Source organism: Phyllobacterium zundukense (assembly GCF_002764115.1).
GTDB lineage: Bacteria > Pseudomonadota > Alphaproteobacteria > Rhizobiales > Rhizobiaceae > Phyllobacterium > Phyllobacterium zundukense.
The window spans coordinates 190,663-216,907 of the sequence record NZ_CP017940.1 but is presented as its reverse complement, the minus strand read 5'-3'; the positions used below and the strand labels follow the sequence as shown (position 1 = coordinate 216,907).

The window sequence follows — 26,245 nt, the reverse complement described above, 5'->3', positions numbered from 1 at the left end:
ATGGGTGTTCTCCTCTCCGGTCTCGTCCGCAATCGCAAGGCCCTCATCGGCATGATCATCATTGCGCTCATCGTGCTGATCGCACTCGCAGCGCCGCTTCTAAGCGAATACAATCCGGCAGCCCGCGTTGGCCGGCCGCACCAGCCGCCATCGGCGGATCATTGGCTCGGGACCACCCGCATCGGCCAGGACGTCTTCTCGCGCCTCATCCATGGCGCGCGCACGTCGCTTGCCGTTGGCTTCGGAGCCGGACTGCTGATAACGGCGCTTGGCACGGCGCTTGGCATTATTGCCGGCTATCGCGGCGGCAAGACCGATGAAGTGATCAGCTTCTTCACGAACATGGTGCTGGTCGTGCCGAACCTGCCCCTGCTCCTGGTCCTCGCCGCTTTCATCGGACAGGCCAGCCCGCTGGTCATCGCCATTATCCTCGGCTTTACTTCATGGGCTTGGGGCGCGCGCGTCACCCGTGCCGAAACCCTTTCGGTCAAACACAAGGACTTCATCAAGTCCGCGGAAATGATGGGCGAGCCGCGCTGGCGCATCATGACCTTCGAAATCTTTCCCAATCTCATTTCCATCGTTGGCATCAATTTTATCGGCAGCGTGATCTTTGCCATCATTACCGAGGCAACGCTGGAATTCCTCGGCCTCGGCGATCCAAAAACCGTGTCCTGGGGCATGATGCTCTACAATGCGCAAAAGGCGTCGGCCCTGTCGGTCGGCGCATGGTGGGATATTCTCACCCCATGCTTTGCCCTCGCCCTTCTGGGTGTCGGGCTTTCGCTGCTGAATTTCGCGGTTGACGAGATTGCCAATCCGCGTCTGCGGACAGGCAATCGTCTGAGCCGCTGGACCGCATTGATCCGTTCGGGAGAAGGCCGCCTGTGACCCAGCCATTGCTTTCCATAAGAAACCTGACCATCGACTACATCGGCGAAACAACCGATTTTCGCGCGGTTGATGATGTGAGTTTCGACGTCGCGCATGGCGAGATTTTCGGTCTTGCCGGTGAATCCGGTTGCGGCAAGAGCACGATCGCCTTTGCCATCAGCCGCCTTCACAAACCGCCGGCGCTGATCCGCAGCGGCCAGATTCTGCTGGAGGGTCGCGACGTGCTGGATCTCGATCCCCGGGAGCTGCGCCACTTTCGCTGGCGCGAAGTGGCCATGGTATTCCAGAGCGCCATGAATTCGCTTAATCCGGTGCTGCGCATCGAGGCGCAGTTCTACGACGTGCTGCACACGCATCAGGGGATGAACCGCAAGCAGGCGCGGGAGCGGACAGCCGAGATGCTGCGTCTCGTCGACATCCAGCCAGACCGCATGAGGGACTATCCGCATCAGTTCTCGGGCGGCATGCGCCAGCGCATCGTGATCGCGATCTGTCTCGCGCTCAATCCGAAAATCGTCGTGATGGATGAGCCCACGACGGCGCTCGACGTCGTCGTCCAGCGCGAAATCCTCCAGCGCATCAACGAACTGCGCAAGACCTTTGGCTTTTCGGTCCTGTTCATCACGCACGACCTCGGCCTGATGGTTCAGGTTTGCGATCGCATCGGCATCATGCTGGCAGGCAAGCTCGTCGAACAGAACACCGCCCAGAAAATCTACGGCGCACCGCAACACGACTACACAAAGAAGCTGTGGGCCTCGTTCCCCTCATTGCACGGGGCCACGGTGACGGAGATCGCAGCCACATGACTGATCCGTGCAATGCCATCTTGGCGCTCGACCGCGTTTCAAAAACCTTTGGCCGTGCCCCTTTCGCGGTCAAGGCAGCGCAATCGGTGTCGTTTGCGCTGCATCCCGGCCGCACATTGGCGCTGGTCGGGGAATCGGGCAGCGGCAAGACAACCTGCGCGCGTCTCGTCATGCGGGAATATACGCCGAGCGAAGGCCGGCTGCTGTTCAAGGGCAAGCCGGTGGAAACCGGTGACGTCCGGGCGCTGGCAGCATACCGGCGCTCCGTGCAGATGATCTTCCAGGATCCATTCTCTTCGCTCAATCCTGCACACACGATCGCCTATCATCTGCGCCGCCCGTTGCAACTGCACCGGCGCGATTTGAAGGGCAGCCAGATCGACGAAGCCGTCGCGGAGCTGCTGACGAGGGTCAAGCTCGACCCGGCGATCATCGCCCCCAAGCACCCCCACGAGCTCTCCGGAGGTCAGCGCCAGCGGATCAATATTGCGCGAACGCTGGCGGTCGGTACCGAGGTTATCGTGGCCGATGAGCCAACATCCATGCTGGACGTATCGGTGCGCCTCGGCGTGCTCAACCTTCTCAACGAGATGAAGCGGGATATGAAGCTCGCCCTGCTCTACATCACCCACGACATTGCGACGGCCCGCTACGTCGCTGAAGACATCATCGTCATGTATGCCGGCCAGATTGTCGAATGGGGCAATGTCAACAAGGTGATCGACAACCCGCAGCATCCCTATACGCGCCTGCTTCTTTCAGCGGTGCCGGATCCGGAAATCCGCTTCGAGGATCCGAAAGCGCGATTGAAGAACGCCGACGTGGAAGAAGTCCGTCGTCTTTCCGCAGTTCTCCAGGAGCGCGTCGTCGCAATCGAGCCCGATCACTTTGTCCGCCAGATAGCGGCTTAGGAGCGCCGTCGCCTCAACTGCGCACGGCGATGATCCAGTCAACCGCCGCCGAAATATCATTCACTATGGCTGTGGGCGGCGGTGTGAAACGTTCCTCGTCGCCGGCGCGATACTTCCCCGTGCGCACCAGCAGGCCATGGCCAAGTCCGGCCCGCAAGGCCCCCGCGACGTCGGTTTCAGCATCGTCGCCAACCATCACGGCTTCCGTCCTCGGACAATCCATGCTGGCAAGCGCCGCCAGGAAGAATGCGGGCGACGGCTTGCCCAGCACAATCGCGCGTCTTTGGCTGGCGAACTCCAGCGCCGCGACGAACGGCCCCGCATCGAGGCTGAGTTTGCCATCGGCATCCTTGAAAGTCCGATTCGGCGCCAGCGCCAGGAATTCCGCGCCTTCGATCAGGGCGCGAAACGCGCTATTCAGCGTCCTGTAATCGAAGGCCTCGCCCGCATCGCCGACAATGACCACCGTCCCGGCGCCGCCTGAAAGGCCTTGGAACTCGGGCATGAGATCAGGGTGGATCAGAAGGTGTGGCGTTCGATTGTGCTGGCGAAGCCATTGACGTGCGGCTTGCGCCGGCGTGAACAGCTCCTCACTTCTGGCAGAAAAGCCGAGCCTGCCGAGCTGGTCGAGAATGGCCTGCTTGGCCATGCGTGTCGTATTGCTGACAAAACGGATGGGAAGACCGGCCTCGCGCAGGCGGACAACAGCATCTGCTGCGCCCGGTACAGGCGTTTCGCCATCATAGAGGACGCCGGCAAGGTCGAGCAGCACACCGCTAATCATCGAAATAGAATGCCACGGAACCGCGTCACGTCAAATCGACGGAGAGGCCCGCTGCCTTTTTGTACGGTCAGACGTATGATCCAGACCATGGTAAGGTCTTTACAGCGTGCTTTCGGATCATTTGCGGCTGCTCTGCGTTGATATGGTATCAGCCACACCAATTGGGGTAACGACCATGAACACTGCCAATCTTCAGCTCGAGGGGCTTTGCCTCGCCATTGCAGCAATCAACCGGTCACTCGTTGCGAAAGGATTGCTTACGGATGCCGAGATCGATACCGCGCTGCGCAAGGCCGAAGCCGTCGCCGTTGGCGACGAGCGGGCCGTTGAGCAGCTTTCGCCGGCCAATCGCGACGCGGTCTGCTTCCCGATCCGCCTGCTTCAGCTGGCAAACAGTTCGGGAGCCGACACGCCATGGTCGTTCTCCCATCTTGCAAAAATGGTCGGGGAAACCAAGCGGCCCTACAACGATCAACTCTAGCCGATGCCGGCTTACTCCATGCCGAGAGCATTCATGTAAAGTTCGAGGATCGCTTCCTCTTCCTTGCGCTCATTGGCGTCCTTCTTGCGCAGGCGGACGATGGTGCGGATGATCTTGGTGTCGTAACCGCGCCCCTTGGCCTCGGCCATCACTTCCTTGATGTCGTCCTGGAGCGTGGTCTTTTCTTCCTCGAGGCGTTCGATGCGTTCGATGAACTGCCGCAGTTCCGCAGCCGCTACACCCTCGACACCACCCTGCGCCGCCAAATCATCCATGCTCTTAACTCCGCTCTCTCAAAACTTGATGTGCGACTCATGTTTCGTCGCTTAGGAGGTTCCGATGCCCGACCAGCGCCTCAAGAGTCAAGACAAACAGACTCTGTAACATCAATCGTGATGGGATGAACTCAATGCTAGGGCTTGTTCACCTCGAAAGCGGCCTTCTGCGCGTCGCTCGCCTCGCGCTGATGTTTGGCCTGCCAGTCCGCATAGGGCTCGCCATAGACGATCTCGCGCGATTCTTCCTTGGAGAGTGCGATCCCGGATCCCTCGGCGGCCTCGCGATACCAGTTCGACAGGCAGTTGCGGCAGAAGCCCGCCAGGTTCATCAGGTCGATGTTCTGCACGTCGCTGCGGGTCCGCAGATGTTCCACCAGACGGCGAAACGCCGCGGCCTCGAGCGCAATGCGCTGATCCTCCGTGAGTTCATTCATCGTAAACCTCCTCGATGGGCCCGGTTCGGGAGCCGAATTGTCTGGCTTCATGCATATCGGGGTCCGCATTCATCGCTTCAAGGATCGGCGCGAGGCGATCCGCCCAATGGGCGACGCCTGTCTCCTCGGCAATCAGGTCCTGCCGTACCTCGATCAGCGCATGGGCAAGACCAGGGACGATGCAATGCTGGAACATGGTGTCGTTGCGCAAGGCGCCGTCATAGGGCTCGTTGTCCCCGACAATCAGCTGCGGGTCGGCTCGCAGGCCTTCGAGCAGCGGCACAACCGCGCGCGGATCCTTGTCCCATAGAATACCCGCATGCCAGGGGCGCGGCGTGGTCTTCCAGAAGGCGGTGAAGGAATGGATCGAGATGATCAGCGGCGCCTTGCCGCTTGCCTCGCTCACCGCATCGATCGTTTGCGCAACCGCCCGGTGATAGGGCCGGTAGAATTCATCGAGGCGCTTCTCGCGCTCCTCGATGGGCATCGGATTGTTGCCCGGAATGATCGCCCCGTCGGAAAGCCGCATGATCAGCGTCGGGTCGTCCTCGCCGCGGTTGGGATCGATCAGCAGTCGCGAGAACCCGCCAAGGACGGCCGGAACATCCAACATAGCCGCGAGCCTCCGCGTCAATTGTTCAACGCCGATATCGTAAGCGATATGCCGTTCGAACTGCGAAGGAGGCAGCCCGAGCGAGCCGTATTCCTGCGGCAGATCGCGGCTGGCATGGTCGGCGAGCAACACGAGGCCCCGCGCCTGATCGCCATCGACAAGATGAAAGGGAGAAAACGGCATTCGATGAGTCTCGGCGGCTTTTTGGGACTGCCTTTGTCAATCACGGCCTGGCCGGCAATGCAACCATTCTTCTTCGCTGCAGGTGGTGTTCAATTCACGCGCCGTGACCGACGGGATTCTGCAGCGTTGCGGAAATCGACAGGCACCTGGATCTGACCAGGAGTTTGTGGCAGCGCAGACAATCCAGCTCTTCGGGAATTTGACCCTCAAAGTTGAATATTCCGAGATGGAGTTTCACGGCATGCATGGAACTGCAGTGACTGCATTCAATCAATTGGTTTCTGATCCAGGGCGCCATGATGGGAAGACCGTTGCGAACAATGGAAGTTTTGCAGCAGGCGAGTGAATGCCGGGCGCACCACCGCCAATCTGTGCATTTGTCTTTCTCGTGTCAGAACCGCACGGTCAGATCCGCCTTGACCGCATTATCGCTGGCGGATTTGGAGAACTGGCCGCTATAGGAAATTCCGAGCGTCGTGTTCCTGCCGATACCAAGATCAAGCCCTGCCTCGACGAAACCCGTATCCTGCGCAACCGGTAGACCCTCGACACTGAAGGCCTGATCGCCCGCGAACGCAAGGCGCTGCTGCGGCGTTACATCGCCGTAAGCATGGCGCCAGCCGAGCGTGCCGCGCGCGGTTACGTTGACACTTTCGCTCAAGGCGAAATCGCGGGAGACCCTGAGGCCCAGCGTCGTGGTTGTCAGATCCGTCGTACTGGCTTCGCCAGAAAGGTTGCTGATATCGCCGGTTTCCTCGAAGGCATCCGTCTTCAGATGCACATGGCTGACCCCGGCAAAGGGTTCGAGTTCGGCATAAGCAGTTTTGATCTCATAGCCGATCTCACCGAAGACCTGCACGGTTTTGGCGTCATAGGAAGCTTCATGCTCATTGGCCAGGCCGCCGAAAATCGCGATGCGTTTTGTCTCGATCTCGTGATGGCCGAGATTGGCGCCGAAGCGTAACCCGAGGCTATCCCAGGTCGTGCCGCCGTAGAGCCCGATCTGATAGCTGTCCACCAAAGCCCTGCCATTGCCGTTGAGCGAAGAGCTGCCATATCCCGCCAGCAGCCCGAAGCGCCACGTCTCGGCCACCACGCCATCGAGCCCGGTGACGAAGCCGCCGGTGCTGCGGCTGTAGCGGCTCGCATTGCCATCGCTTATCCCACGAGCAAAGGCACCATAGGCCTCGCCCCAAAGGGCAGTGGCGGCGGGCGCCGGGACAGAACCCGTGCTGCCCCCGGCGAGATCGAAAGTGCCGAACGACTCGCTGCCCTTCGCCTTTACCGGCGCTCCGTAAGCCAATGGCGCGATAACCGGCTGGGCTTTCGCCGCTACGCCGTCGAAGGCAGCGCGAATGCGGTCCGTCGCAGCGGTGCTGATAAAATGGCTGTCTTCGATCAGAACCCCATCCAGAGTGGCATGAACCTCGCCGGTCAGATTGTCATAGGGCAAGACCTGCCCCACCTGCGAGAACAGCACCGTATTCAAAAGCGGATCGCCAATATCCATCTGTTTGATCGCATCGCCGGCGTTCTTCTGGTTCTTCGTTTTCGCATCGACCAGAACGAGGGTCCTGACGCGCTCCCGCAAGGCTTCCAGCTTCAGCCGTTCCGCCTCGGTACGCGCGAGCCCGGCCCTTTCAGCATCCTCGACCACGGATTCAAGCTCAGGCTCGAAAACAAACTCGTCAACCACGGCGCCGACAGGGGCCCCAATCTCGGGATCGACAACGAGAACCGGATCGGGCGTCAGCATGAAGCCGAGGGTCACCTTGTTCTTGTGGGAATAGTCGAGCACCGCACTGATATAATTATACTGCGGCCGCACCGTTTCGAAGGTTCCTTCGATCCCCTTGCCAGCCAACAAAATATCATAGGAGCGTGTGAATAATCCCACGACCTGATCCTTCGTAAAGAAGGCTGTCTCGCCCTCGATACGCGCCTGCACCGCACCGCCGAGCAGAGCCACCTTGCCCGTTACGTCGAGCTGGTCGGCTGCGCCCGCGTCCGCCGCAATCTCTACATCGAAGATCGAGCCCTTTTCGAAGGTCGCATCGCCCGTCACTGTCAGCTTGCCGACGGAATTGCCGGGCGAGACCCTGCCGCCAGTATTGGCCACAAGCGAACCCACAGAACCGATGCCGCCGAGAATGCCGCTGTCGTTGATGATAGCTTTCGACGTGATCGACCCGTCCACAGCCAGCAAGCCGCCATTGATGATCGTATCGCCGGTATAGGTGTTCTGGCCCGTCAGCCGCAACGTGCCAAGCCCGGATTTGGTCAGGCCGGCATCGTAGGTCTTGGATGCGCGTTAATACGCGTTTGCGTGATTTCATTTTCCATCGTGTCTGCAACAACGCGATCGGACAATATAGCGTCGATGATAACATTGTTTGCACCCTCTGCTGAGGCTCTGAAACTGGTATAGTCGGCCAGCGCCGTTTTGGAAGACGACCATTTCGTGTATTTGGCAGTAAAGCCTTTCCAGATTCCGGTGGCGATTGGATCGGCCTTGAGAACTTCTTGAGCTGAAATCAATTGCCCAAGAGCAGAAATGGAGGTGCCGGGGGGAGTCAATTTGAGTACTGCTTTGATAAGGTCCTCAGCAGCAACCAGTCTGCTGCCGCCGAAATCTTTCACCAGATTGATTTTGGTTTGTGCTTCCGTCACACCGCTCTGCCAGCCACGCTCCTCCTTCTTCTTGTCCCAATCAGAGATTTCCTTCGAATCCTCTTGCCGGCGCTGGGACAGCACATCCTGTGAAATAGCGTTGCTCCAGGTGTCGCTCAATCCGGCAGGCAGATTGGCCTCGAAGCGCCCGAGAAACTGGGCGGGACCGGACATGCTTTTCTTCAGGTCGATCAAGCCCCAGCCGGTCTTTGCATCAACCCCGGGATCGCCTATATCCTTGGCCGTTGTCAGCAAGATATCGCGCACCGCTGTCGCTTGCAGATAGGGGTAACGGCTGAGAAGAACACCCATGGAAGCAGCGGTAACGGCAGATGCCCCCGAAGTCCCGGTATAAATATCATATTCATCTGCTTCCGTTGTGGGTGCATAGATATTGGAATAGCCCGCAATACAAAAAAAACGCGCGGGCCCGCAGGGGTTTGACTTTGTCTCATCCTCCACAACCGCAATCCATGATTTTTCTAGTTCCGGGCGGAAAACTGGCAAGGCAGCGGCGATCCACGGTGTATCAGGGTTATAATTGCCGGCGGCAACGACATGAACCACTCCGGCCTTCGCCGCATCTTCCATCGCGGTCAGCAGTGTTCCACCCTTGCCGCCCGCATATTGTCGCATGAGATCGACAAACCATCCTTGTGTATCTGCGTTGCGCGGCTTTGGCAGCAGTTGCATTTCGAGCAAAATCACCTGTGCACCCGCCTTGACAAGCTCCTGCATGGATTGGCGAAAAAGCTCGGGGTCCTTTTCCTTGGCCTCAATGACATTATTATCGAGGCTGCCCTGTTCGTCCTTGTAAATCAGTTCGCCGGACTGAGCGACATAAATGGTACTGTCAAAAGCGATACCGTGGGAACCGGTGCCATTGCGCCGCGCCAGGATCGTGCCTGCCGTAAACTGCGGGTGCCTGTCCATCAATGGAACGAGATCCGTAGGGCCATACCAGAGGCCGTCGACCGAGAAGGAATCGCCCGCCTTGGCAAAGGGCTTTCCCCCCGCATTATGCAATGTGATCTCGAACTTGCCTTCGCTGTGAATGTTCTCGATCTTCTGTCTGGTAAATTCGTCATGCCCGGTCCAGAGCCCGCCATCCATGACGCCGATCCTGGCGCCTTGGCCTCTTGCGCCGAAAGCATAGGCATATTGGGCAAGCAGTTTACTCAAGACACCGGTATCCGTGAATTCCGTCGTTACCCAGCTTGCCGCCGCCTTTTCCAGATCATCGGTCATTTGCATTGGGCCGCCCGGTACGAGAGGGGCCATGAAATATCTGCCATCCGCCGATGCGCCTGTTGCGGTTGCAGCAAGCAGCAGGGCGGTAAGCGCTGTGCTGTTCAGACGTTTGCGAAAGGGTGCAAGCGTGCGCGCGGAAATAGCCGCAGCTGTGGCGTCAAAAGACATAATGAAAATTCCCCAATATTCATTCTTGTAAAAAACAACAGTCTAAAAGCTATGCGAATAATGGGCACAGTTGATTTGCAACCGGCGCTTGCGTCAAGCGACTAAATTTGAGGCGACACCCTTGTTTGCATTGTTTTTCAGCAGATGTTGCAAGTATGCTACAATAGTGAGGAATACTTCTTCTGCGTGTATACTGTATATGCTGCAATCGGAAGGCGCATGTTTGCATACGCCCGGTTGGCGGAGAACGCCATTCCCTGAAGCTCTTTCAAAATGAATCGGCATTGTTTTTTCGTGTTTCGCGGCAGCTCCTGACCGCAACCATCATTCTTTTGTCGCACTCATGCCAGAACTTCGCATTCAAACGATTAGCGCGTTGACAATGCATGTGAAACTGCCGAAAAGAAGGTCAAAGATGGACGGAGGCAATATTGATTAGCGCGCTTCAATGCACCCCCCTCTGCCCTGCCGGGCATCTCCCCCACAAGGGGGGAGATCAGCTTGCAATAATGTATCGGCCAATTTTCTACGGTGAAAAATGAGCGGAACGATCGATGCCAATTCGATCTCCCCCCTTGTGGGGGAGATGGGCGGCAGCCCAGAGGGGGGTGCACCCCTTTCCTCGCAACCTGTCAAAGCAAAGTGGCATAGCTTTCTCGCGGCTTTTTTATTCATATTTGCAGCGGGCAGTTTCATAGCCCCCGAAAAGGCCCATGCGGATTTTCGCGTGTGCAACACCACGCAAAATCTCGTCGGCGTGGCGCTCGGCTACCGGGCGAAGACCGGCTGGATCACCGAAGGCTGGTGGCACGTCAATCCCTCGTCCTGCACGACGCTTGTCGTCGGGCCGCTGACCTCGCGCTATTACTATCTCTATGCGGAAGACGCGCAAAGCGGCGGGCGCTGGGATGGCAAAGTGAACATGTGTGTCGCCGAAAACCAGTTCAAGATTACCGGCATCAACGACTGTTTCGCCCGCGGATTTCAGCGTTCAGGCTTTCAGGAGTATGATACCGGCGAACAGACAAGCTGGATGGTCCAGCTTACGGAAGAAAATCCTCCCTCATCTCCAATTGTAACGGATACCCCTCCTCAATGAGACGCCGCCGTAAGGTCAAAATCCTAGCCACCCTGGGTCCCGCTTCCTCCGACGAAGCCATGATCCGCAAGCTGTTCGAAGCCGGTGCGGACGTGTTCCGCATCAATATGAGCCATGCCAGCCACGACCTGATGCGCGAACTCGTGCGCCGCCTGCGCAATGTCGAGAAGGAAGTGGGCCGCCCCATCGGCATTCTCGCCGATCTGCAGGGACCCAAGCTGCGCGTTGGTAAGTTCAAGGACGGCAAGGCCGATCTCGTTGCCGGCCAGACCTTTACCCTCGATGACAACGATACGCCGGGCGACAACACCCGCGTGTTCCTGCCGCATCCGGAAATTCTCGAAGCCGTTGAGCCTGGCCATCGCTTGCTGATCGATGATGGCAAGCTGGCGCTGGTCGCCGAAGCCTCCGATGGCAAGCATATCCGCTGCCGTGTCGTTTCCGGCACCAAGATTTCCGACAAGAAGGGCGTCAGCCTGCCCGATACGACGCTCGGCGTCGGCGCCCTGACCGAAAAGGACCGGCGCGACCTCGATGCGGTCCTGCAGGAAGAAATCGACTGGGTAGCCCTGTCCTTCATCCAGCGGCCGGAGGATCTTGCCGAAGTACGCAAGATCTCGCGCGGTCGCGTTGCCCTCCTGTCGAAGATCGAAAAGCCGCAGGCCGTCACCCGCCTCGACGAGATCATCGAACTCTCCGACGCCCTGATGGTTGCCCGCGGCGATCTCGGTGTCGAAATGCCGCTTGAATCGGTTCCGGGCATCCAGAAGCAGATCATCCGCGCCTGCCGCCGGGCTGGCAAGCCGGTCGTCGTCGCCACACAGATGCTGGAGTCGATGATCACCGCCGCTGTCCCGACACGTGCCGAGGTTTCGGACGTTGCCACCGCCGTGTTCGAAGGTGCCGACGCCGTCATGCTCTCGGCCGAATCCGCCGCCGGCGATTATCCTGTCGAAGCGGTGTCGACCATGGCCCGTATCGCCGAGGAGGTCGAGCGCGACCCGAACTATCCCGGCATCATCCATGCCCAGCGCCCCGAGCCCAACGCGACCGGCGCCGATGCGATCTCGCTCGCGGCCCGCCAGATCGCCGAAACGCTCAACCTCTCGGCGATCGTTACCTATACCGCCTCAGGTACAACCGGCCTGCGCGCAGCACGCGAACGGCCGCTCTTGCCGATCATCGCGCTGTCGCCGGTCGTCGAAACCGCGCGCAAGCTTTCGCTCGTCTGGGGGTTGCACTGCGTTGTGACGGAAGACGCCACCGACCTCGATGACATGGTCGACCGTGCCTGCCACATCGCCTATCAGGAAGAGTTCGGCAATCCTGGTGACCGCATCATCATCTCGGCCGGCGTGCCGCTGCGTACACCCGGCTCGACCAACATGCTGCGCATTGCCTATATCGGCTCCGACGGGCTGACCGGTATCTAGGATATTTTGAAGAGGGTCATTCGGTTCCGGTACAAGAATCGAACGGAATGACCCGATTTTCACGAAAACAGCCGATTCTCACACGAAAAATCGCGATTCTGGCACGGGTTTATCTATCTGTACGGGAGAAATGGTTGTAGTGAGGCGAATTACGTTCTTTGGCCGGTTAGTTCATCGGCCAGTTCGCCCGCTTGGGTCTGTGCTTCGCGCATCATCGGATAGACCGCCAGAACCCGTTCGAAAGCCTGCAGGGCGGCCTCCTTGCGTCCCGTATCCTTCAGGATCGCCGCCATCCCGGCCATCGCACCGAAGTGCCTCGGCTCCAGCGCCAATGTCTTCTGGATGTCGGCCATGGACCGCCCGTAATCATTCATCATGAAGTGCACGGTCGCCCGTCTGTTCCAGCCTTCGGCATAGTCCGGCTTCATCAGGACGACCTGGTCGAGGAAATCCAGCGCAACGGAAAACTTCTTTTCTTCCATGGCCTTACCGGCCCAGCCCATCATCAGGTCGACGGTAGCGCTGCCGGAATTCTGCCACTGGATCTGGATGAGCGAGGCGAGGCGCGCCGCCTTGACGTCATTGCTTTCGCGCTTGAGGGAAGCAAACAGTTCGTCGAGCCGTGCCGCGCGTTTCTCAGCCAATGTCTGGTTTGGCAAGGCGGCTTGCTGCTGCACGGGCGCCTGTTCCTGCGCCATGGCCAGCGCTGGTGAAATCGCCAGTAAAGTTCCGATTGAACAAACAAAAACGCTCCGCATGATACGGATGGTAGTCCGTATCAGCGAAACGTCAAATGCAAATAACCGTGAGACGGTAAAGATCAGCCCTGGCGTGCTTTGAAGCGCGGAGCGGTCTTGTTGATGATGTACATACGGCCCTTGCGACGGACCAGCTGATTGTCACGATGACGGCCCTTGAGAGCCTTGAGGGAATTCTTGATCTTCATTTCAGCACCGGTATCTTTACGCCCGAAACCGGGCACCAATAAAAAGCGCGCCTTTAAAGCGCGCCGGAAACACGTTGCGGGGAAATAGCCAAGGATTGCCCTGATTGTCAACACCCGGCTCATGATTCCTGGCGTGATTCAGACGGGAATCACGCATTTATTTGTATTTACAGTCTTTTCGTGATGCGCGTGACATGCCCCATCTTGCGGCCAGGGCGGGCTTCAGCCTTGCCGTAGAGGTGCACGACAGCGCCGGCTTCCTGCAGGAGTGCCGGTACTTTGTCGATATCGTCGCCGATCAGATTTTCCATGACACAATCGGAATGACGCCTTGGATCGCCGAGCGGAAGGCCGGTGATCGCCCTGATATGCTGCTCGAATTGTGATACGGCGCAGGCGGCCTCGGTCCAGTGTCCGGAATTGTGCACACGCGGCGCAAATTCGTTGGCAAGCAATGTACCATTGGCGAGAACGAAGAATTCCATGCCGACCACGCCGACATATTTCAGCCCTTCGAGCAGCTTGCGCGCCGAATCGGCCGCCAGACCCGCAATGGTCGAGGAGACCGAAACAGGCACGGTTGACGTCGCGAGAATGCCGTCCTTATGCACGTTCTCGGCAATATCGTAGATCTTGATGTTCCCTGCCGCATCGCGTGCCGCGATCACTGAAATCTCGCGTGTGAAATCAACCAGTGCTTCAAGGATGGAGGGAACGCTGCCAATCGCGGCAAAGCCGGATTTTGCTTTCTCGCGCTTTGCGCCGGTGAACTTGATCTGGCCCTTGCCATCATAACCGAAGCGGCGCGTCTTCAGGATGCCCTTGCCGTCAAAGGCAAGCAGCGCTGCCTCGAGATCTCCTTCATTCTCAACAATGCGCCATTGCGCGGTCTGGATGCCGGCATTGTTGAGAAAGCGTTTCTCGGCGACGCGATCCTGCGAGACTTTCAAGGCCTCGGGCGGGGGGAAGACCGCCTTGCTTTCATTGAGCAATTCCGCCGAATCCACCGGAACGTTCTCGAATTCGTAGGTGATGACGTCGCTGAGTTCGGCGAGTTGTTCGAGCGCGTTCGGATCATCATAGGCGGCCACAATATGCTCGTTCGCAACCTGAGCCGCAGGACAATCGCCCTGCGGTTCGAGAATGACGGTCCTGTAACCTAGCCGCGCCGCCGCCATGGCAAGCATCCGCCCAAGCTGACCACCGCCGATAATACCAATTGTCGATCCTGGAGAAATCATGCCTATGCCTCGTCAGAAGGTCTCATCGCGACCTTGTCGCTTTGCGCCTGCCGGAAATCGTCGAGCCGCTTCGCCAGGGCATCGTCATGGAGGGCGAGAACCGCCGCCGCCAGCAACGCGGCGTTGACCGCGCCTGCCCGGCCGATCGCCAGAGTGCCGACAGGGATACCGGCGGGCATTTGCACGATGGAAAGAAGAGAATCCTGCCCGGAAAGCGCTTTTGATTCGACCGGCACGCCGAACACGGGCAGAGGTGTCATCGATGCCGCCATGCCCGGCAGGTGCGCGGCGCCGCCCGCGCCGGCGATGATGACCTTGAACCCGGCTTTGCGTGCACCCTTAGCAAAGTCCACGAGCCTGTCAGGCGTCCTGTGCGCGGAAACGATGCGATCATCGTGGGAAATGCCGAGCGTATCCAGCGTTTCGGCGGCGTGGCGCATGGTCGCCCAATCAGACTGGCTTCCCATGATGATTGCGACGTCAGCGCGTTTGTCTGCCATTGAGCATCCTCTGAACAACCGAGACGGTGGGATTAAAGGAAAAGCGGAAGCGCCGCAAGTTGACTTGCGGAGCCTTGTGAACCCTTGGGATATCAGGCGATTATGTCGGGCGTAATCTTGTCTTCGAGCTCGATCAGCTTGTCTTTGATGATCAGCTTCTTCTTCTTCATTCGCTGAATACGAAGCTGGTCACAGCCAACCTGGATCATTGCTTGTATTGCAGCATCGAAATCCAGATGCTCTTGTTTCAATCTTGCGACTGCCAATCGAATGTCAGCCTGATCCTGGTCGGACATGCAGTGATTCCCGGTATTTTGCTGTAGAAGAATCCGTCACTGGTATGGGGCAGCACAGCCCCTTGCCAGCACGTCGCCATATCATATTTTAAGAAACAAGAAAATCCTACGAAACAAATTCGACAATTGCTAAAAGTGGTGGCAGAGTGTCACGGCTCTGTCATAAACTTGCCACTTGGCAAGCAGAGCATGCCTGTTGCGCCCGTGTGTCCGACTGGACGCACAAAGGACGCAGCAGCACTTTGAGTGTGCGCATAAGGGTTTCCAAAAATCGTCTGGTTTTTGGCTTTATGTGCGGTAGGGAAACCAACCAAGGGAGAAGCCGGATGGCCATTGAGTCTCATCTTGAAACGCTTGAACGTAAGCATGGAGCGCTCGAAAAGGAAATTTCCGACGCGCTGTTAAGTCCCGCCTCCGACGACCTGAAGATCAGCGATATGAAACGTCGCAAGCTTATGCTCAAGGAGCAAATTGAAAAACTGAAGTCAGTCGTCACTCATCATTAAACCGGCTATAAGGAAGATACCGCGAAATTCCACTCGATAGCTTCAAACAGCATCGTGCTGGCAGTTACAAAAAGCCCGGCCCTCGCATAGACGCAGGGTCGGGTTTTTGTTTCAGCGCTTAAAGATCGTTCGAGAAGCCAAGCTGATGGGCGTCTCAAAAGGCGTTACTCGCTCCAGAACTGATCGAGCCACAGATTCAGGTGAAAAAACCCGCTGTCATCTACCGCATAGATGCGGCGCGTGCCTTCCGACTTGACCTTCACCAGTCGCGCGTCAAGAAGGGCCTTGAGATGCTGGGATACGGCAGGGCGCGAAATCGGCAATCCGAGTGCCAGTTCGTTCACGGTTTTTGGTCCGCGTCTAAGCTCCTCGAGGAGATAGCGGCGGTTCGGATCAGAAATTGCTGCGAAGGCATCCGTTTCGACCATACGGGATAGTCATTTTAAACCACCAGGAATGTCAACGAATTTCGTATCGGAGGCGAATCGAACAACGACGGGGTGATCGGATCACTCGGGCAGCGTCTCGGCGCGCGGATCAAGCCTGACACCTTCGGGGGTAACGCGTTCCGCGCCAACCGTCTGAAAATTATCCCTCAGCTCGATGGGTACCGGCGCACGCATGCGAGAGCGGATGATTGCGTGGGTCATGATCAAGGCGTGCGCCAGGGCAGTTATCGCAAACAACCCTTCGGGCGAGATGCTCTCCATCGCCCAGGCACCGAGAACCGGGCCGATCATCGTGCCGAAGCCGTAGAGGAGCAAAAGCCCGCTTGTGACTTTGACGAAATTTTCCGAGTCCGAGAAATCATTCGCATGAGCAACAGCGACGGGATAGAGGGTGTAGGCAAGGCCACCATAGATCGCGGTCATCGCCAGAATGACGTATGCATGTCGCGGCGCAACCAGAAAGATCAGCAGACCTATTACCGCCGCAGCGCCGCCGACCATGGCGAGCACATATCGCCGGTCGGTACGGTCCGACATACGGCCTACCGGAATCTGCATCAGGGCCCCGCCCATGACCGACGCACTCATCATCAACGCGATTTCCGTGGTCGATATGCCGGTCGCCGCGCCATAGACCGCGCCAAGCGTGCCGAACGCACCATTGGCAACACCAATCAGGATGCAGCCGAGAAAAGCGACCGGCGAATTGCGATAGAGCGCCCTGAGGTCAAGCTGCACTTCGGTCAGCGGTTTCGGACTGCTTGCCGTCGAAATTGCCGTCGGGATCAGCGCCAGGCAGAAAAGAATGCCGGACATCATGAAGAAGGTTCCCGTGTGCACATCGCCGAAGCCGATCATCATCTGCCCGACGGTGATCGAGCCGAAATTCACCACCATATAGAGCCCGAAAATCTGTCCGCGATTGGCATTTGTTGCCCGCTCGTTGAGCCAGCTTTCGATCACCATGTAAGACCCGGCCATGGCGAAGCCCGTCAGCGCACGCAACACGATCCACGCTGTGGGCTCGACCAGGATACCGGTCATCAGCGCAACAATCGCAGCGATTGAGGCGAAAGCGCTGAATGCGCGCACGTGGCCGACACGGCGGACGAGCCGCGGCGCAAGCAGGCAGGAGGTGATGAAGCCACCGGCCCATGCCGTACCGAGAAGACCAAGTGAAGTTGTAGAGAACCCTTCCGCCCCGCCGCGCAGCGGCAGAAGCAGACCGTGCAAACCCGATGCCATAACGAGGAAGGACGTGCCGCACAGAAGCGCGAAGACCTGTATGAACGAACGGAACACGGCAATACCTTCAAGCGAGTCGGAAGCGAACCGGCTCAGGATGATGCCGGCGGTGAGTTTCGTTTCGTCCAGCAATACGGAAACTTGATGGCATCCGTATAATTCTTGGCAGCGCTGCCTTTCAGCGGAAAAGCGCCTCGGCTGCGACCTTGCTATCACCCTTGCGCGACCGTTCTTCTTCCAACCGCGTGATTTCCGAACGCAGCAGCGCAATCCGTTCGTCAAGCTCCGCTACGGATAGCAGTGAAAGGTCTTGACCAATGTCGTGAATAATCTTGCGCCTGGGTTCCTCATCGAAAAGTGACATTATTTCCTCCACTTGTCGCTCTAATATAGCAGAATACAGTCCAACTGCTTGGAATTGCAAATCATTCTGGCGAATCAATTTAGGGGAAGATTTCCATGGCCGAGAAAATTCCGACAACGATGACGGCGATCGAGATCACACAACCGGGCGGTCCGATGGTCCTCAAGCCGGGGGAAAGAGTCGTTCCTGAGCCAAAGCCGGGGGAACTTCTGATCCAGGTGCGCTCCGCCGGCGTCAATCGGCCGGATGTTCTCCAGCGGCAGGGTCATTATCCGCCGCCCGCAGGCGCTTCCGATATTCCGGGGCTGGAAATCGCTGGCGACGTTGTAGCTGTTGGTCAGGGCGTGACGCGATTTCGCAACGGCGAACGTGTAACTGCTTTGGTTGCCGGCGGCGGCTACGCGCAATACTGCACGGTCGATGAAACCAACGCCCTGCCGATTCCGGCGGGCTATGGTTACATCGAAGCGGCAGCGATCCCTGAAACCTATTTCACCGTCTGGCACAATGTGTTTGAGCGTGGCGCCTTGCAGAATGGCGAGACCTTTCTTGTCCATGGCGGCTCATCCGGTATCGGCACGACGGCAATCCAGCTCGCCGATGCTTTCGGCGCCTATGTCATCACAACCGCGGGTTCGACTGAGAAATGTGAGGCCTGCCTCAAACTTGGCGCAGACCGGACCGTCAATTACCGCAACGAGGACTTCGTCGAAGCGGTGAAGGACGCGACGAGCGGTAAGGGTGTGAACCTGATTCTTGACATGGTCGGCGGCGACTATATCGAGCGCAACTACGAAGCCGCAGCGATCGATGGCCGTATCGTTCAGATCGCCTTCCTGAACGGCGCAAGGGCGACCACCGATATTTCAAAACTGATGGTCAAGCGCCTGACCCATACGGGATCAACGCTGCGCAATCGTCCAGTTGAATTCAAGGCAGGCATTGCGCGAGAACTCGAGCTCAAGGTCTGGCCGCTGCTGGTAGAGCGTCGCGTTGCCCCGGTCATCGATATGGTCTACCCGTTGCATGAAGCCTGGCGAGCGCACGAACGCATGGAAGACGGCCAGAATATCGGCAAGATCGTGCTCGATGTGAGCTAGAAGGCCGCGCCCATGAACGCGGCCTTCGCTTTTAACGCTATCGGTATCAGTTGGTGGCTTGAACCTTGCCGATTTTGAGGAACAGGGTTTCGCCCGAGGAATCGTCGACACCATCATTGTCCGTCACAGCATAGCCATTGCCATCCACATCGACGGTAAAGCCTTCAAGTTTCTCGGGAACATAACCATTGGCCGACTTGAGATCACCAATGAAATCGTGCGCGAGCGTCTTCTGGACGACAGGAAGCTTTTCGCCGATCTTGGCAGGCTTCAACCCATCGAGCGCTACCCGATAGAGCCGCTTGTTGGCGGCCTTTTCGCCGATCTGATTGTCGCGTTCGATGATGTAGAGCTGGCCGTCATGCGCGGTGATTTCCGACAGGCCGACCCAGCCATTCTCGGTCTTGTCGAGCGGGTAGGATACAGCGCCCCATGCCTTGTCCTTGATATTGTAGCTCAGGAGTTTGACGAAGCCCTTCTCGTCATCCTTCCACTCGCGCTGGATTGCCATCCACAGGGTCGCATCGTCGCCTTCACCAACCCGGGTAATGCCTTCGAGGCCGTAACGGATCTGGCTTGGCAGCAATTCGTCGGGAAGAGCAATTTCCTTTTTGATTTCACCCTTCTCGTTCACATTGAGGATCGCATGCGGCACGAGCTTGGCCTGATCACCCTCGTTGGCAAGCCAGAAACCGCCCTGTCCGTCCGTTGTAATACCTTCAAGATCGAGCTTTTGAGCTGGCTGGCCGCCACGCTTGACCACCAGCGCATCGCTGATTTTCGCCGGTGTCTGCTTGGCATCGATTGTGTAGATCGTCGGAGCCGAGAAATAGATCGAATCTGAAACCGCATAAAGCTTGCCGGCTTCCTTCAGATCTCCGACCAGACCCGAGAGAGCACCCCAGCCAAGTGGCGTCCCATCGTCCTTCGCACTCGAAACGATCTGCGGATAGTTGGGCTTCTGGTCCTTCAGTTCATAGATCATGACGTGCGAGCGGACGCCACCATCCTTGATGAGATCGACCTCATTGGCTGTCACCAGAAGGTTGCGAGTAGGAATGGCAAGGACACCTTCCGGGGCGATACCTGAGGGCAGCAGTTGAACGAATTCCGGCTCTGCGCCCGTATCCTTGTAGACTCCGACAAGGGAGGCACGCTAACTGGCAACGAAAAGATAGTTGGTATCGCCAAACTTGCCGGCCTCGGCGCCTTCCAGCTCAACGCCTTTCTTGTTGCGCTTGTCCGGGTAATGTCCGGCTTCGGCCATCTTGTATTCAAGCGACGGGCCGGATTCATAGAGAACCTTGCCATCCTTGGAGAAGATGGTGAAGCTGCGCGAACCACCCTTGTAGTCGCCTTCATTGGCGACAACAAAGCGATCGTTGTCGAGCCACTTGATGGTGTCCGGCTCGCGCAGAACGCTTTTCAGGCTGCCGTCGAACTTGAGAGCGCCATCATTCTTCACGTCAATCTTGTCGAGGTCGACCATGCCAGCGGAAAAATGCGTTACAATCTTGCCGCTTCCCGCATCGATAATAGCGATGTGGTTGTTTTCCTGGAGCGTGACAGCGATCTGATTGTTCTTGTTGATCGAGACGAATTCCGGCTCGGCATCCTCAGGGGCAATTTCGGAAAGGCCAGTCAGTGTAATCGTCTTCATGCTTGCGCATTCCGGCACACCATCCTTCAACGAAAAGATCTTGAGGTTCCCCGAGGGGAGCTGCGGTATCTCACCGTCATTCACCTCTTCATCCCGTTCATTCTCGATCGCGATGGCAGCGAAGGTCTTGTCGGGAGAAATGGCAACTGAATCCGGCTGACCGCCGAGATCACAGGTCGCGTCGATCTTACGCGAGGCAAGATCAATAACATCCAGCCGGCCTGATGGATTGGCTTTGTCCTTCGAGGTGTTGACCGCGGCCAATACCTTGCTGCCTACCGCTGCTACAGACGTCGGCTCGCCCTCGACCTTGATCAATCCGCCTGGCTGCGGCTTGGCGGCGTCGCTGATATCGACGAAGCCGATCGCGCCATAGGGACTGTCGGAATAAATCAGCGTCTTGCCGTCTTCAGAAGCGGTTATGATTTCCGCTGATGTCGGCTTAGACTTGTCCGCATCTTTCGGTAGATTGTCTGCAACCGGGAAACTTGCGATGCGGTTGAAGACTGGTTCAGCTGCGGCGGGCAAGGCAACGGATGCTAGCAGGGCGGTCCAGAGACCAAGGTAGAGGGATTTGCGCGACATTCTTTAAACCTCCGATTGTTATCCGGAGATCGTTCGCGCACCCGCATTGCAGTGCAATGACAGTTTCGTGACAGTTCCATGAAACGGTCGGTCGCCTGGAATCCCATATGCCAAAAGCGATTCTTGCTCATCCATTAAAATGACGCTATATAACGCCTCGAATTCCCGGAAATTGTGGTTGAACCCACGTCCCGCGCCCCCGGAGCGGACGAACGAGAGGACTATATCTATGGCCACCCAGCTTCTAATGCCAAAGGCAACGGCCGTCTGGCTTGTCGACAACACCGCCTTGTCTTTTGACCAGATCGCTGCCTTTTGCAAGCTGCATCCGCTCGAAGTAAAGGCGATCGCCGATGGTGAATCGGCCCAGGGCATCAAGGGCCTCGACCCTTTGATCACGGGCCAGCTGTCGCGTGAGGAGATCGCCAAGGGCGAAGCCGATATCAATCACAAGTTGAAGATTTCCGACCCGAAGGTTCGCGTTCCGGAAGCCAAGCGCAAGGGTCCGCGCTACACGCCATTGTCCAAGCGTCAGGATCGCCCGAATGCAATCCTGTGGCTGGTGCGCAACCATCCAGAACTGAAGGATGCGCAGATTTCGCGCCTGATCGGCACGACGAAGTCCACGATCGAACAGATCCGCAACCGCACTCACTGGAATTCCAACAATCTGCAGCCGATGGACCCGGTCACCCTCGGCCTTTGCTCGCAGATCGACCTCGATATCGAAGTCGAACGTTCTTCCCGCGGCCGGCCGGTTCAGCCGGGCGAAGGCGGCGATACATTGCTTCCAGCCTCCGCCACGGAAAACCTCGAAATTCAGCCAACGGTTCGCGACGAGGACCAGGAACTCGACGCGGACAAGGTTTTCGCCAAGCTGTCGTCCCTGAAGGGCCGTCACGAGGAAGAAGACGAAGAATAGACTTCATCCAGGAACTAGAGCAAAAAGCCCGGCATCGCCGGGCTTTTTTCATGATGCTCTCGCCTTGGTATCCGGCGTCTCGCTGAGTTCTACCCGGCGATAGAAATCCGCCAGTGTCTTGCCGCGTTCCTGTCGGAAAATCCGGTCGGCCTTTTCTACCTTGGCAATCCGGTCGATGCGGAAGGTACGAAAATCATTGCGTAATTCGCACCAGCTGATCAGCGTCCATACCTTGCCCCAGAACCAGAGGCCAAGCGGGCGGATGTCGCGCACACTGTCCTTGCCGTCCAGGTCCGTATAGGTAATCGACAGGACGCGGCACTGTTCGGCGGCGTTTTCCGCCAGGTCGATCAACGACCGGTCATTGTCGCTGATATTGTAGCTGGTCGAATGGATATGCGTATTTGTAATGCGCGGGCGGTCTTCCTTCGGCAGGACAGCACCGATCTTGATGATCGCCTCCTCGGCGGCACGCGCCATGGATGCGCCACCCCATGCGGTGATCAGCCGGGCACCCGCCACCAGTGCCACAACCTCGTCGCGCGTGAACATCAATGGCGGCAGATCGAAGCCCTCGCGCAGGATGTAGCCGACACCGGCTTCGCCATCGATGGGCACGCCGGTGGACTGCAGGTCGGCAATGTCACGATAGATCGTGCGTTCGGAAACCTCGAGCCTGTCGGCAAGCTGGCGCGCGGTAACGAGGCGCCCGCCACGCAGCTTCTGCACAATCTGGAAAAGACGATCTGCTCTACGCATGGCTAATCCTTCAAGCCTTCCTTCAGGCGCTGCTCTGTCACGAAGGCCGTGCCAAAGGACAATCTGGAAATTGTCGGCGTATTTGCATTCAGCACACGCCAGAAAGGGGTGATGCCGTCTGCGTCACCTGTTTGCTGATATGTCTCGTAGGCCGCTTCGGCGACGGTCCGCAGATGAAAGCCGGTCGTAATCGGGCACATCACTTCGGCGCCATACTGCTTGGCCATCGTCTGCCGCAGGAGTTTGACGTCCATATGCGTGCCCTTGGGAAGAGTTCGTATGAATTCGTCGACCTGACGGGCCGTTGGCACCAGCATGATCTCGCCAGCTTTCATGCCCGCAATGTTGATGGGCGCTGGCTTCACCTCATGCGGTCCGCCGGAATTCAACTTCTCCGTCCAGGTCTTCATGTCACGCGCCCTCGTTTGCCGCCTCGATCACGCGGCCTGATATTCCCGCCCGACGAACTCCCGCATCTCGGCAACCTGTCCGGCTTTTTCAGGGAACAGCGCCTCCAGGAAATTCGTTGTGAACGTGCCGGGAGCAGACCCTGGGGCGCTGATGATATGCGCATCCCGCACTGCATACGGCACATCCTGATAGAGCGATGAGCCAGCATAATCACCGAGATTCGACTCGATCCAGCCAGCACCATTGCTCGTATGTTTGCGGCCCTCGAAAATGCCGGCGCGAGCCAGCGCCAGCGTCCCGCCACAGATACCGCCCACAATGCCGCCACGTACCAAAGTGGCATTCAGGAGCGGGGCGATGTCAGGAGCATCCTCATCCGGCCAGGTATCCGAGCCGATGACAGCGATTGCGTCCAGATCACTGTTTTCCGCCACCCCGATGCCGCGATCCGGTACAAGTCTCAAGCCGCCGATGGAGCGGACCGGGCCCGTCACTGGTGACAGCGCAACAGCACGTGCAGCGAACCAGTCAGTGGCGGCGCCCGAAAGCAATCCAAACTCCCAATCGGCGAACTTGTCGATGAATACGAACCCGATCGTCTTTTTTTGCTCCACGTCAATCACTCCCATTTGTGTTCAATTCTTCAGTATTGTACCCTGAAAGAGCCTGAAATGCCTGTCTTTTTGGCTTGACGGGGCTTTGGCCAGCCCAGCTGCCACGGGGCGAGATCGGCGCTGGCACTCTCGGTGCCAGCCTCCATCCCTTTCATTGAGCCTCGACGCGCAAGCCGTTCGGCATAGGCATCGGGCCAGCCGATATCCTTCAACACATGCTCGGGAAGTGAGTTGAGGTGCCGCTCCGTACGCAGTTCTTCGCGATACGCTGCGAAGTCCGTGAGCAGGCGCCTTACCGTATTAATAATGTTAAAATCAACGTAAGTCATAACCCTGTCTCCTTGTGACTACGGAGACACTATCGCACACCCCTCCTGACAACCTTCTGTCAGGAGGATGTCAAGAAGTGCGCTTTATTTGCAAAGGCCCATCAATCGTCTTTGACGCCAATACCCCGCGCATTGAGCACGGCGGTAATCTCGTCGAGAATCGCCGGATCATCGATGGTTGCCGGCATATTCCAAGGCTCCCGGTCGGCAATTTTCTGCATCGTACCGCGCAGGATCTTGCCAGAGCGGGTTTTCGGCAGGCGCTTGGCAGTCAACGCCAACTTGAATGCGGCCACCGGACCGATCTTCTCGCGAATCAGGACAACGCAATCCTGCTCGATCTCGCTCTCTGCCCGCGTCACGCCGGATTTGAGCACGATGAAGCCGCAAGGCACCTGGCCTTTCAGGTGATCGGCAATGCCGATAACGGCGCATTCCGCTACGTCAGGATGACTCGACAGCACTTCCTCCATCGCTCCCGTGGAGAGGCGGTGTCCGGCGACATTGATGATGTCGTCGGTGCGGCTCATGATGTAGACATAGCCATCTTCATCGATGATCCCCGCGTCGGCGGTCTTGTAGTAACCCGGAAACTCGGTGATGTAGGCGTCGCGGAAGCGCTGGTCGGCGTTCCATAAGGTTGGCAGGCACGCGGGCGGCAATGGCAGCTTGACGACGATATTGCCGAGCTCACCGCGCTTGACCGGGTGACCGGCGTCATCGAGCACCTGCACGTCATAGCCCGGCATCGGTACCGTCGGAGAACCGTACTTGACCGGCAGCATGCCCAGACCTGCAGGATTGGCCGCCATGGGCCAGCCGCTCTCCGTCTGCCACCAATGATCGATGACCGGTACGCCAAGCTTTTCCTCGGCCCATCTGATCGTGTCCGTATCGGCGCGTTCGCCCGCGAGGAACAGATATTTCAGTGAGGACAGATCATACTTGCCGATGAATTCTCCTTTTGGATCTTCCTTCTTGATGGCCCGGAACGCTGTCGGCGCGGTGAAAAGTACCTTGACCTTGTGCTCAGCGATAACCCGCCAGAAGGTGCCCGCATCGGGCGTTCCCACCGGCTTTCCCTCGTAGAGGATGCTTGTCGCGCCGATAAACAGCGGCGCATAGGTGATGTAGGAATGGCCGACGGCCCAGCCGATGTCTGAGGCCGCCCAGAACACATCGCCCGGCTTTGTGTCGTATACCGCGCCCATCGACCAAGCGAGCGCAACCAGATGCCCGCCATTGTCGCGCACGACGCCCTTGGGCTGGCCAGTCGTGCCGGAGGTGTAGAGGATATAGAGCGGATCGGTTGCTTTCAGCGCAACACATGGGACCCTGCGTCCTGCCGCAGCGGCAACCGCCTGCGCATAGTCGACATCGCGCCCCTCGACGAGATCGTGCGGCTGTTGCGGGCGAACCAGAACAAGGCAGGTCTTCACCTTGTGCGCAGCCTGGTCGATGGCCTTGTCGAGCATCGGCTTGTAAGCGACCACGCGACCCGGTTCGAGACCGCAGGAGGTCGCAATGATCATCACCGGTTTGGCATCGTCGATGCGTGTCGCCAGCTCGTGCGCGGCGAAACCGCCAAAGACCACGGAATGGACCGCACCGATGCGCGCGCAGGCAAGCATCGCGACGACGGCTTCCGGTACCATTGCCATGTAGATGATGACACGGTCGCCCTTCTTCACGCCCTTGTCGGCCAGGACGGCAGCCAGCGTGTTGATGTCACCGAGAAGTTCCGCATAGGTGATCTTGCGCTGCGTACCGGTTACTGCGCTGTCGTGAATGAGAGCGACCTGATCGGCCCGCCCGTTCTCCACATGCCGGTCGACGGCATTGTAGCAGGTGTTGCACTCGGCGCCCGCATACCAGCGCCCATAAGGTCCCTCATCGGCATCGAAGATCTTGTCCCATGGCTTGATCCAGTCGATCGCCACGGCGGCATGCGCCCAGAACGCCTGCGGGTCCGATTGCCAGTCCTGATAGACCTCTTTGTATCGTGATGTCATGAATTTCCTCCCGGATGCGAGCATCCTCAATACCGGCTGGAGAGTCAAAGGCGGAATTGACAATTACCGGCGCTTGACACACTGCTCCACCATTCCGTCATCTCCGGCAGGTAAATCCTCCATGAGCAAAATTCTGCCGTTCGTCTTCATCGTGATAATGGCCCTGCATGTTATCAAGCCGCTGGGTTGGCCCGGACTGAAGAAGCGCAAGGATTTCTGGAAGATTGCCGTTGCGGCTGTACTGGCCATCCTGATCGTCGGCGCCTCGAGGCATGCAGGATATTAGAACCGTTTGCGT

Annotated in this window: 30 protein-coding genes and 1 pseudogene; 11 read left to right on the top strand and 20 right to left on the bottom strand. The window is 58.1% G+C overall.

The genetic code is table 11. The features are described 5' to 3' along the window. The 3 genes from BLM14_RS01065 to BLM14_RS01055 are packed head-to-tail and all read left to right on the top strand — an operon-like array spanning position 1 to position 2,614. Complete coding sequence (locus tag BLM14_RS01065) at positions 1-891, top strand: ABC transporter permease (protein WP_099997707.1); 891 nt, start codon at positions 1-3, stop codon at positions 889-891. Further along, positions 888-1,703: an ABC transporter ATP-binding protein gene (locus BLM14_RS01060; protein WP_099997706.1), complete on the top strand. Its 816-nt coding sequence runs from the start codon at positions 888-890 to the stop codon at positions 1,701-1,703. Before BLM14_RS01065 ends, BLM14_RS01060 begins: the two co-directional genes overlap by 4 nt. Beyond that, positions 1,700-2,614 (top strand): ABC transporter ATP-binding protein, encoded by a 915-nt coding sequence (locus BLM14_RS01055; RefSeq protein WP_099997705.1) that lies wholly within the window; start codon positions 1,700-1,702, stop codon positions 2,612-2,614. Before BLM14_RS01060 ends, BLM14_RS01055 begins: the two co-directional genes overlap by 4 nt. A gap of 13 nt (positions 2,615-2,627) precedes the next feature. Here the strand turns inward: BLM14_RS01055 and BLM14_RS01050 are convergent, their stop codons facing one another. Continuing rightward, a complete protein-coding gene (locus BLM14_RS01050) occupies positions 2,628-3,398 on the bottom strand; it encodes a TIGR01458 family HAD-type hydrolase (RefSeq protein ID WP_099997704.1) in 771 nt (256 codons plus the stop codon). Between the two features lie 175 nt (positions 3,399-3,573). On the opposite strand from BLM14_RS01050, the gene BLM14_RS01045 reads away from it, so the two are divergent. Continuing rightward, complete coding sequence (locus BLM14_RS01045; RefSeq protein WP_099997703.1) at positions 3,574-3,879, top strand: hypothetical protein; 306 nt, start codon at positions 3,574-3,576, stop codon at positions 3,877-3,879. 11 nt (positions 3,880-3,890) lie between these two features. Here BLM14_RS01045 and BLM14_RS01040 read toward each other — a convergent pair whose 3' ends face one another. The 3 genes from BLM14_RS01040 to BLM14_RS01030 form a co-directional block, all read right to left on the bottom strand. Then, positions 3,891-4,154 (bottom strand): DUF2312 domain-containing protein, encoded by a 264-nt coding sequence (locus BLM14_RS01040; protein ID WP_027231195.1) that lies wholly within the window; start codon positions 4,152-4,154, stop codon positions 3,891-3,893. 137 nt (positions 4,155-4,291) lie between these two features. Next, entirely contained in the window at positions 4,292-4,591 is a 300-nt protein-coding gene (locus tag BLM14_RS01035; RefSeq protein WP_099997702.1) for a DUF1244 domain-containing protein, read from the bottom strand. Continuing rightward, complete coding sequence (locus BLM14_RS01030; protein ID WP_099997701.1) at positions 4,584-5,387, bottom strand: N-formylglutamate amidohydrolase; 804 nt, start codon at positions 5,385-5,387, stop codon at positions 4,584-4,586. Before BLM14_RS01030 ends, BLM14_RS01035 begins: the two co-directional genes overlap by 8 nt. 166 nt (positions 5,388-5,553) lie before the next feature. On the opposite strand from BLM14_RS01030, the gene BLM14_RS31395 reads away from it, so the two are divergent. Next, the gene (locus BLM14_RS31395; protein ID WP_099997700.1) at positions 5,554-5,733 is read left to right on the top strand and encodes a hypothetical protein; all 180 of its coding nucleotides are present in this window, start codon (positions 5,554-5,556) and stop codon (positions 5,731-5,733) included. A 45-nt stretch (positions 5,734-5,778) separates the two neighbouring features. Here BLM14_RS31395 and BLM14_RS01020 read toward each other — a convergent pair whose 3' ends face one another. Next, positions 5,779-7,647, bottom strand: coding sequence for an autotransporter domain-containing protein (locus tag BLM14_RS01020; RefSeq protein WP_099997699.1), 1,869 nt, complete (start codon positions 7,645-7,647; stop codon positions 5,779-5,781). Positions 7,648-7,667: 20 nt separating this feature from the next. Then, entirely contained in the window at positions 7,668-9,476 is a 1,809-nt protein-coding gene (locus tag BLM14_RS01015; RefSeq protein ID WP_099997698.1) for a S8 family peptidase, read from the bottom strand. Between the two features lie 586 nt (positions 9,477-10,062). Here BLM14_RS01015 and BLM14_RS01005 point away from each other — a divergent pair. Both BLM14_RS01005 and pyk read left to right on the top strand, forming a co-directional pair. Further along, on the top strand, positions 10,063-10,575 hold the full coding sequence (locus BLM14_RS01005; protein ID WP_418314215.1) for a DUF1036 domain-containing protein: 513 nt from the start codon (positions 10,063-10,065) through the stop codon (positions 10,573-10,575). After that, the gene (gene pyk, locus BLM14_RS01000; protein WP_099997697.1) at positions 10,572-12,008 is read left to right on the top strand and encodes a pyruvate kinase; all 1,437 of its coding nucleotides are present in this window, start codon (positions 10,572-10,574) and stop codon (positions 12,006-12,008) included. Before BLM14_RS01005 ends, pyk begins: the two co-directional genes overlap by 4 nt. 149 nt (positions 12,009-12,157) lie before the next feature. Here the strand turns inward: pyk and BLM14_RS00995 are convergent, their stop codons facing one another. From BLM14_RS00995 to BLM14_RS00975, 5 genes are all read right to left on the bottom strand, one after another. Continuing rightward, positions 12,158-12,766 carry a tetratricopeptide repeat protein gene (locus BLM14_RS00995; protein ID WP_099997696.1) on the bottom strand — a complete coding sequence of 203 codons (609 nt, stop codon included), beginning with the start codon at positions 12,764-12,766 and terminating at the stop codon, positions 12,158-12,160. Positions 12,767-12,828: 62 nt separating this feature from the next. Then, complete coding sequence (gene ykgO / locus BLM14_RS00990; protein WP_100000962.1) at positions 12,829-12,954, bottom strand: type B 50S ribosomal protein L36; 126 nt, start codon at positions 12,952-12,954, stop codon at positions 12,829-12,831. A gap of 167 nt (positions 12,955-13,121) precedes the next feature. Then, the gene (locus tag BLM14_RS00985; protein WP_099997695.1) at positions 13,122-14,195 is read right to left on the bottom strand and encodes a 5-(carboxyamino)imidazole ribonucleotide synthase; all 1,074 of its coding nucleotides are present in this window, start codon (positions 14,193-14,195) and stop codon (positions 13,122-13,124) included. Positions 14,196-14,197: 2 nt separating this feature from the next. Further along, a complete protein-coding gene (gene purE / locus BLM14_RS00980; RefSeq protein WP_099997694.1) occupies positions 14,198-14,695 on the bottom strand; it encodes a 5-(carboxyamino)imidazole ribonucleotide mutase in 498 nt (165 codons plus the stop codon). A 92-nt stretch (positions 14,696-14,787) separates the two neighbouring features. Then, positions 14,788-14,991: a YdcH family protein gene (locus tag BLM14_RS00975; protein ID WP_099997693.1), complete on the bottom strand. Its 204-nt coding sequence runs from the start codon at positions 14,989-14,991 to the stop codon at positions 14,788-14,790. Between the two features lie 326 nt (positions 14,992-15,317). Between BLM14_RS00975 and BLM14_RS00970 the strand changes: the two genes are divergently transcribed. Next, positions 15,318-15,497 carry a YdcH family protein gene (locus BLM14_RS00970; protein WP_099997692.1) on the top strand — a complete coding sequence of 60 codons (180 nt, stop codon included), beginning with the start codon at positions 15,318-15,320 and terminating at the stop codon, positions 15,495-15,497. A gap of 164 nt (positions 15,498-15,661) precedes the next feature. On the opposite strand, the gene BLM14_RS00965 is transcribed toward BLM14_RS00970, so the two are convergent. The 3 genes from BLM14_RS00965 to BLM14_RS00955 form a co-directional block, all read right to left on the bottom strand. Next, positions 15,662-15,925, bottom strand: coding sequence for an ArsR/SmtB family transcription factor (locus tag BLM14_RS00965; RefSeq protein WP_099997691.1), 264 nt, complete (start codon positions 15,923-15,925; stop codon positions 15,662-15,664). Between the two features lie 81 nt (positions 15,926-16,006). Then, positions 16,007-17,191, bottom strand: a complete 1,185-nt coding sequence (locus tag BLM14_RS00960; RefSeq protein WP_100000961.1) for an MFS transporter — start codon at positions 17,189-17,191, stop codon at positions 16,007-16,009. Positions 17,192-17,369: 178 nt separating this feature from the next. Next, complete coding sequence (locus BLM14_RS00955; RefSeq protein ID WP_099997690.1) at positions 17,370-17,555, bottom strand: DUF1192 domain-containing protein; 186 nt, start codon at positions 17,553-17,555, stop codon at positions 17,370-17,372. A 95-nt stretch (positions 17,556-17,650) separates the two neighbouring features. On the opposite strand from BLM14_RS00955, the gene BLM14_RS00950 reads away from it, so the two are divergent. Beyond that, on the top strand, positions 17,651-18,655 hold the full coding sequence (locus BLM14_RS00950) for an NAD(P)H-quinone oxidoreductase (protein ID WP_099997689.1): 1,005 nt from the start codon (positions 17,651-17,653) through the stop codon (positions 18,653-18,655). Positions 18,656-18,701: 46 nt separating this feature from the next. On the opposite strand, the pseudogene BLM14_RS00945 reads toward BLM14_RS00950, so the two are convergent. Next, positions 18,702-20,900 (bottom strand): annotated as a pseudogene (locus tag BLM14_RS00945) (esterase-like activity of phytase family protein). 229 nt (positions 20,901-21,129) lie between these two features. Between BLM14_RS00945 and BLM14_RS00940 the strand changes: the two are divergent. Beyond that, positions 21,130-21,822, top strand: a complete 693-nt coding sequence (locus BLM14_RS00940) for a DUF1013 domain-containing protein (RefSeq protein ID WP_099997688.1) — start codon at positions 21,130-21,132, stop codon at positions 21,820-21,822. Positions 21,823-21,870: 48 nt separating this feature from the next. Here BLM14_RS00940 and BLM14_RS00935 read toward each other — a convergent pair whose 3' ends face one another. The 5 genes from BLM14_RS00935 to BLM14_RS00915 all read right to left on the bottom strand — a co-directional run bounded on the left by BLM14_RS00935 (position 21,871) and on the right by BLM14_RS00915 (position 25,947). Further along, on the bottom strand, positions 21,871-22,581 hold the full coding sequence (locus tag BLM14_RS00935; RefSeq protein ID WP_099997687.1) for a helix-turn-helix transcriptional regulator: 711 nt from the start codon (positions 22,579-22,581) through the stop codon (positions 21,871-21,873). A 2-nt stretch (positions 22,582-22,583) separates the two neighbouring features. Continuing rightward, complete coding sequence (locus BLM14_RS00930; protein ID WP_099997686.1) at positions 22,584-22,991, bottom strand: hypothetical protein; 408 nt, start codon at positions 22,989-22,991, stop codon at positions 22,584-22,586. Positions 22,992-23,018: 27 nt separating this feature from the next. Then, positions 23,019-23,606 carry a DJ-1/PfpI family protein gene (locus BLM14_RS00925; protein WP_100000960.1) on the bottom strand — a complete coding sequence of 196 codons (588 nt, stop codon included), beginning with the start codon at positions 23,604-23,606 and terminating at the stop codon, positions 23,019-23,021. Between the two features lie 29 nt (positions 23,607-23,635). After that, positions 23,636-23,935: a DUF1127 domain-containing protein gene (locus BLM14_RS31665; RefSeq protein WP_108724304.1), complete on the bottom strand. Its 300-nt coding sequence runs from the start codon at positions 23,933-23,935 to the stop codon at positions 23,636-23,638. Positions 23,936-24,036: 101 nt separating this feature from the next. Continuing rightward, the gene (locus BLM14_RS00915; protein ID WP_099997685.1) at positions 24,037-25,947 is read right to left on the bottom strand and encodes a propionyl-CoA synthetase; all 1,911 of its coding nucleotides are present in this window, start codon (positions 25,945-25,947) and stop codon (positions 24,037-24,039) included. A 121-nt stretch (positions 25,948-26,068) separates the two neighbouring features. On the opposite strand from BLM14_RS00915, the gene BLM14_RS31495 reads away from it, so the two are divergent. Beyond that, on the top strand, positions 26,069-26,233 hold the full coding sequence (locus BLM14_RS31495; RefSeq protein ID WP_165788388.1) for a hypothetical protein: 165 nt from the start codon (positions 26,069-26,071) through the stop codon (positions 26,231-26,233). The last annotated feature ends 12 nt before the right edge of the window (positions 26,234-26,245 follow it).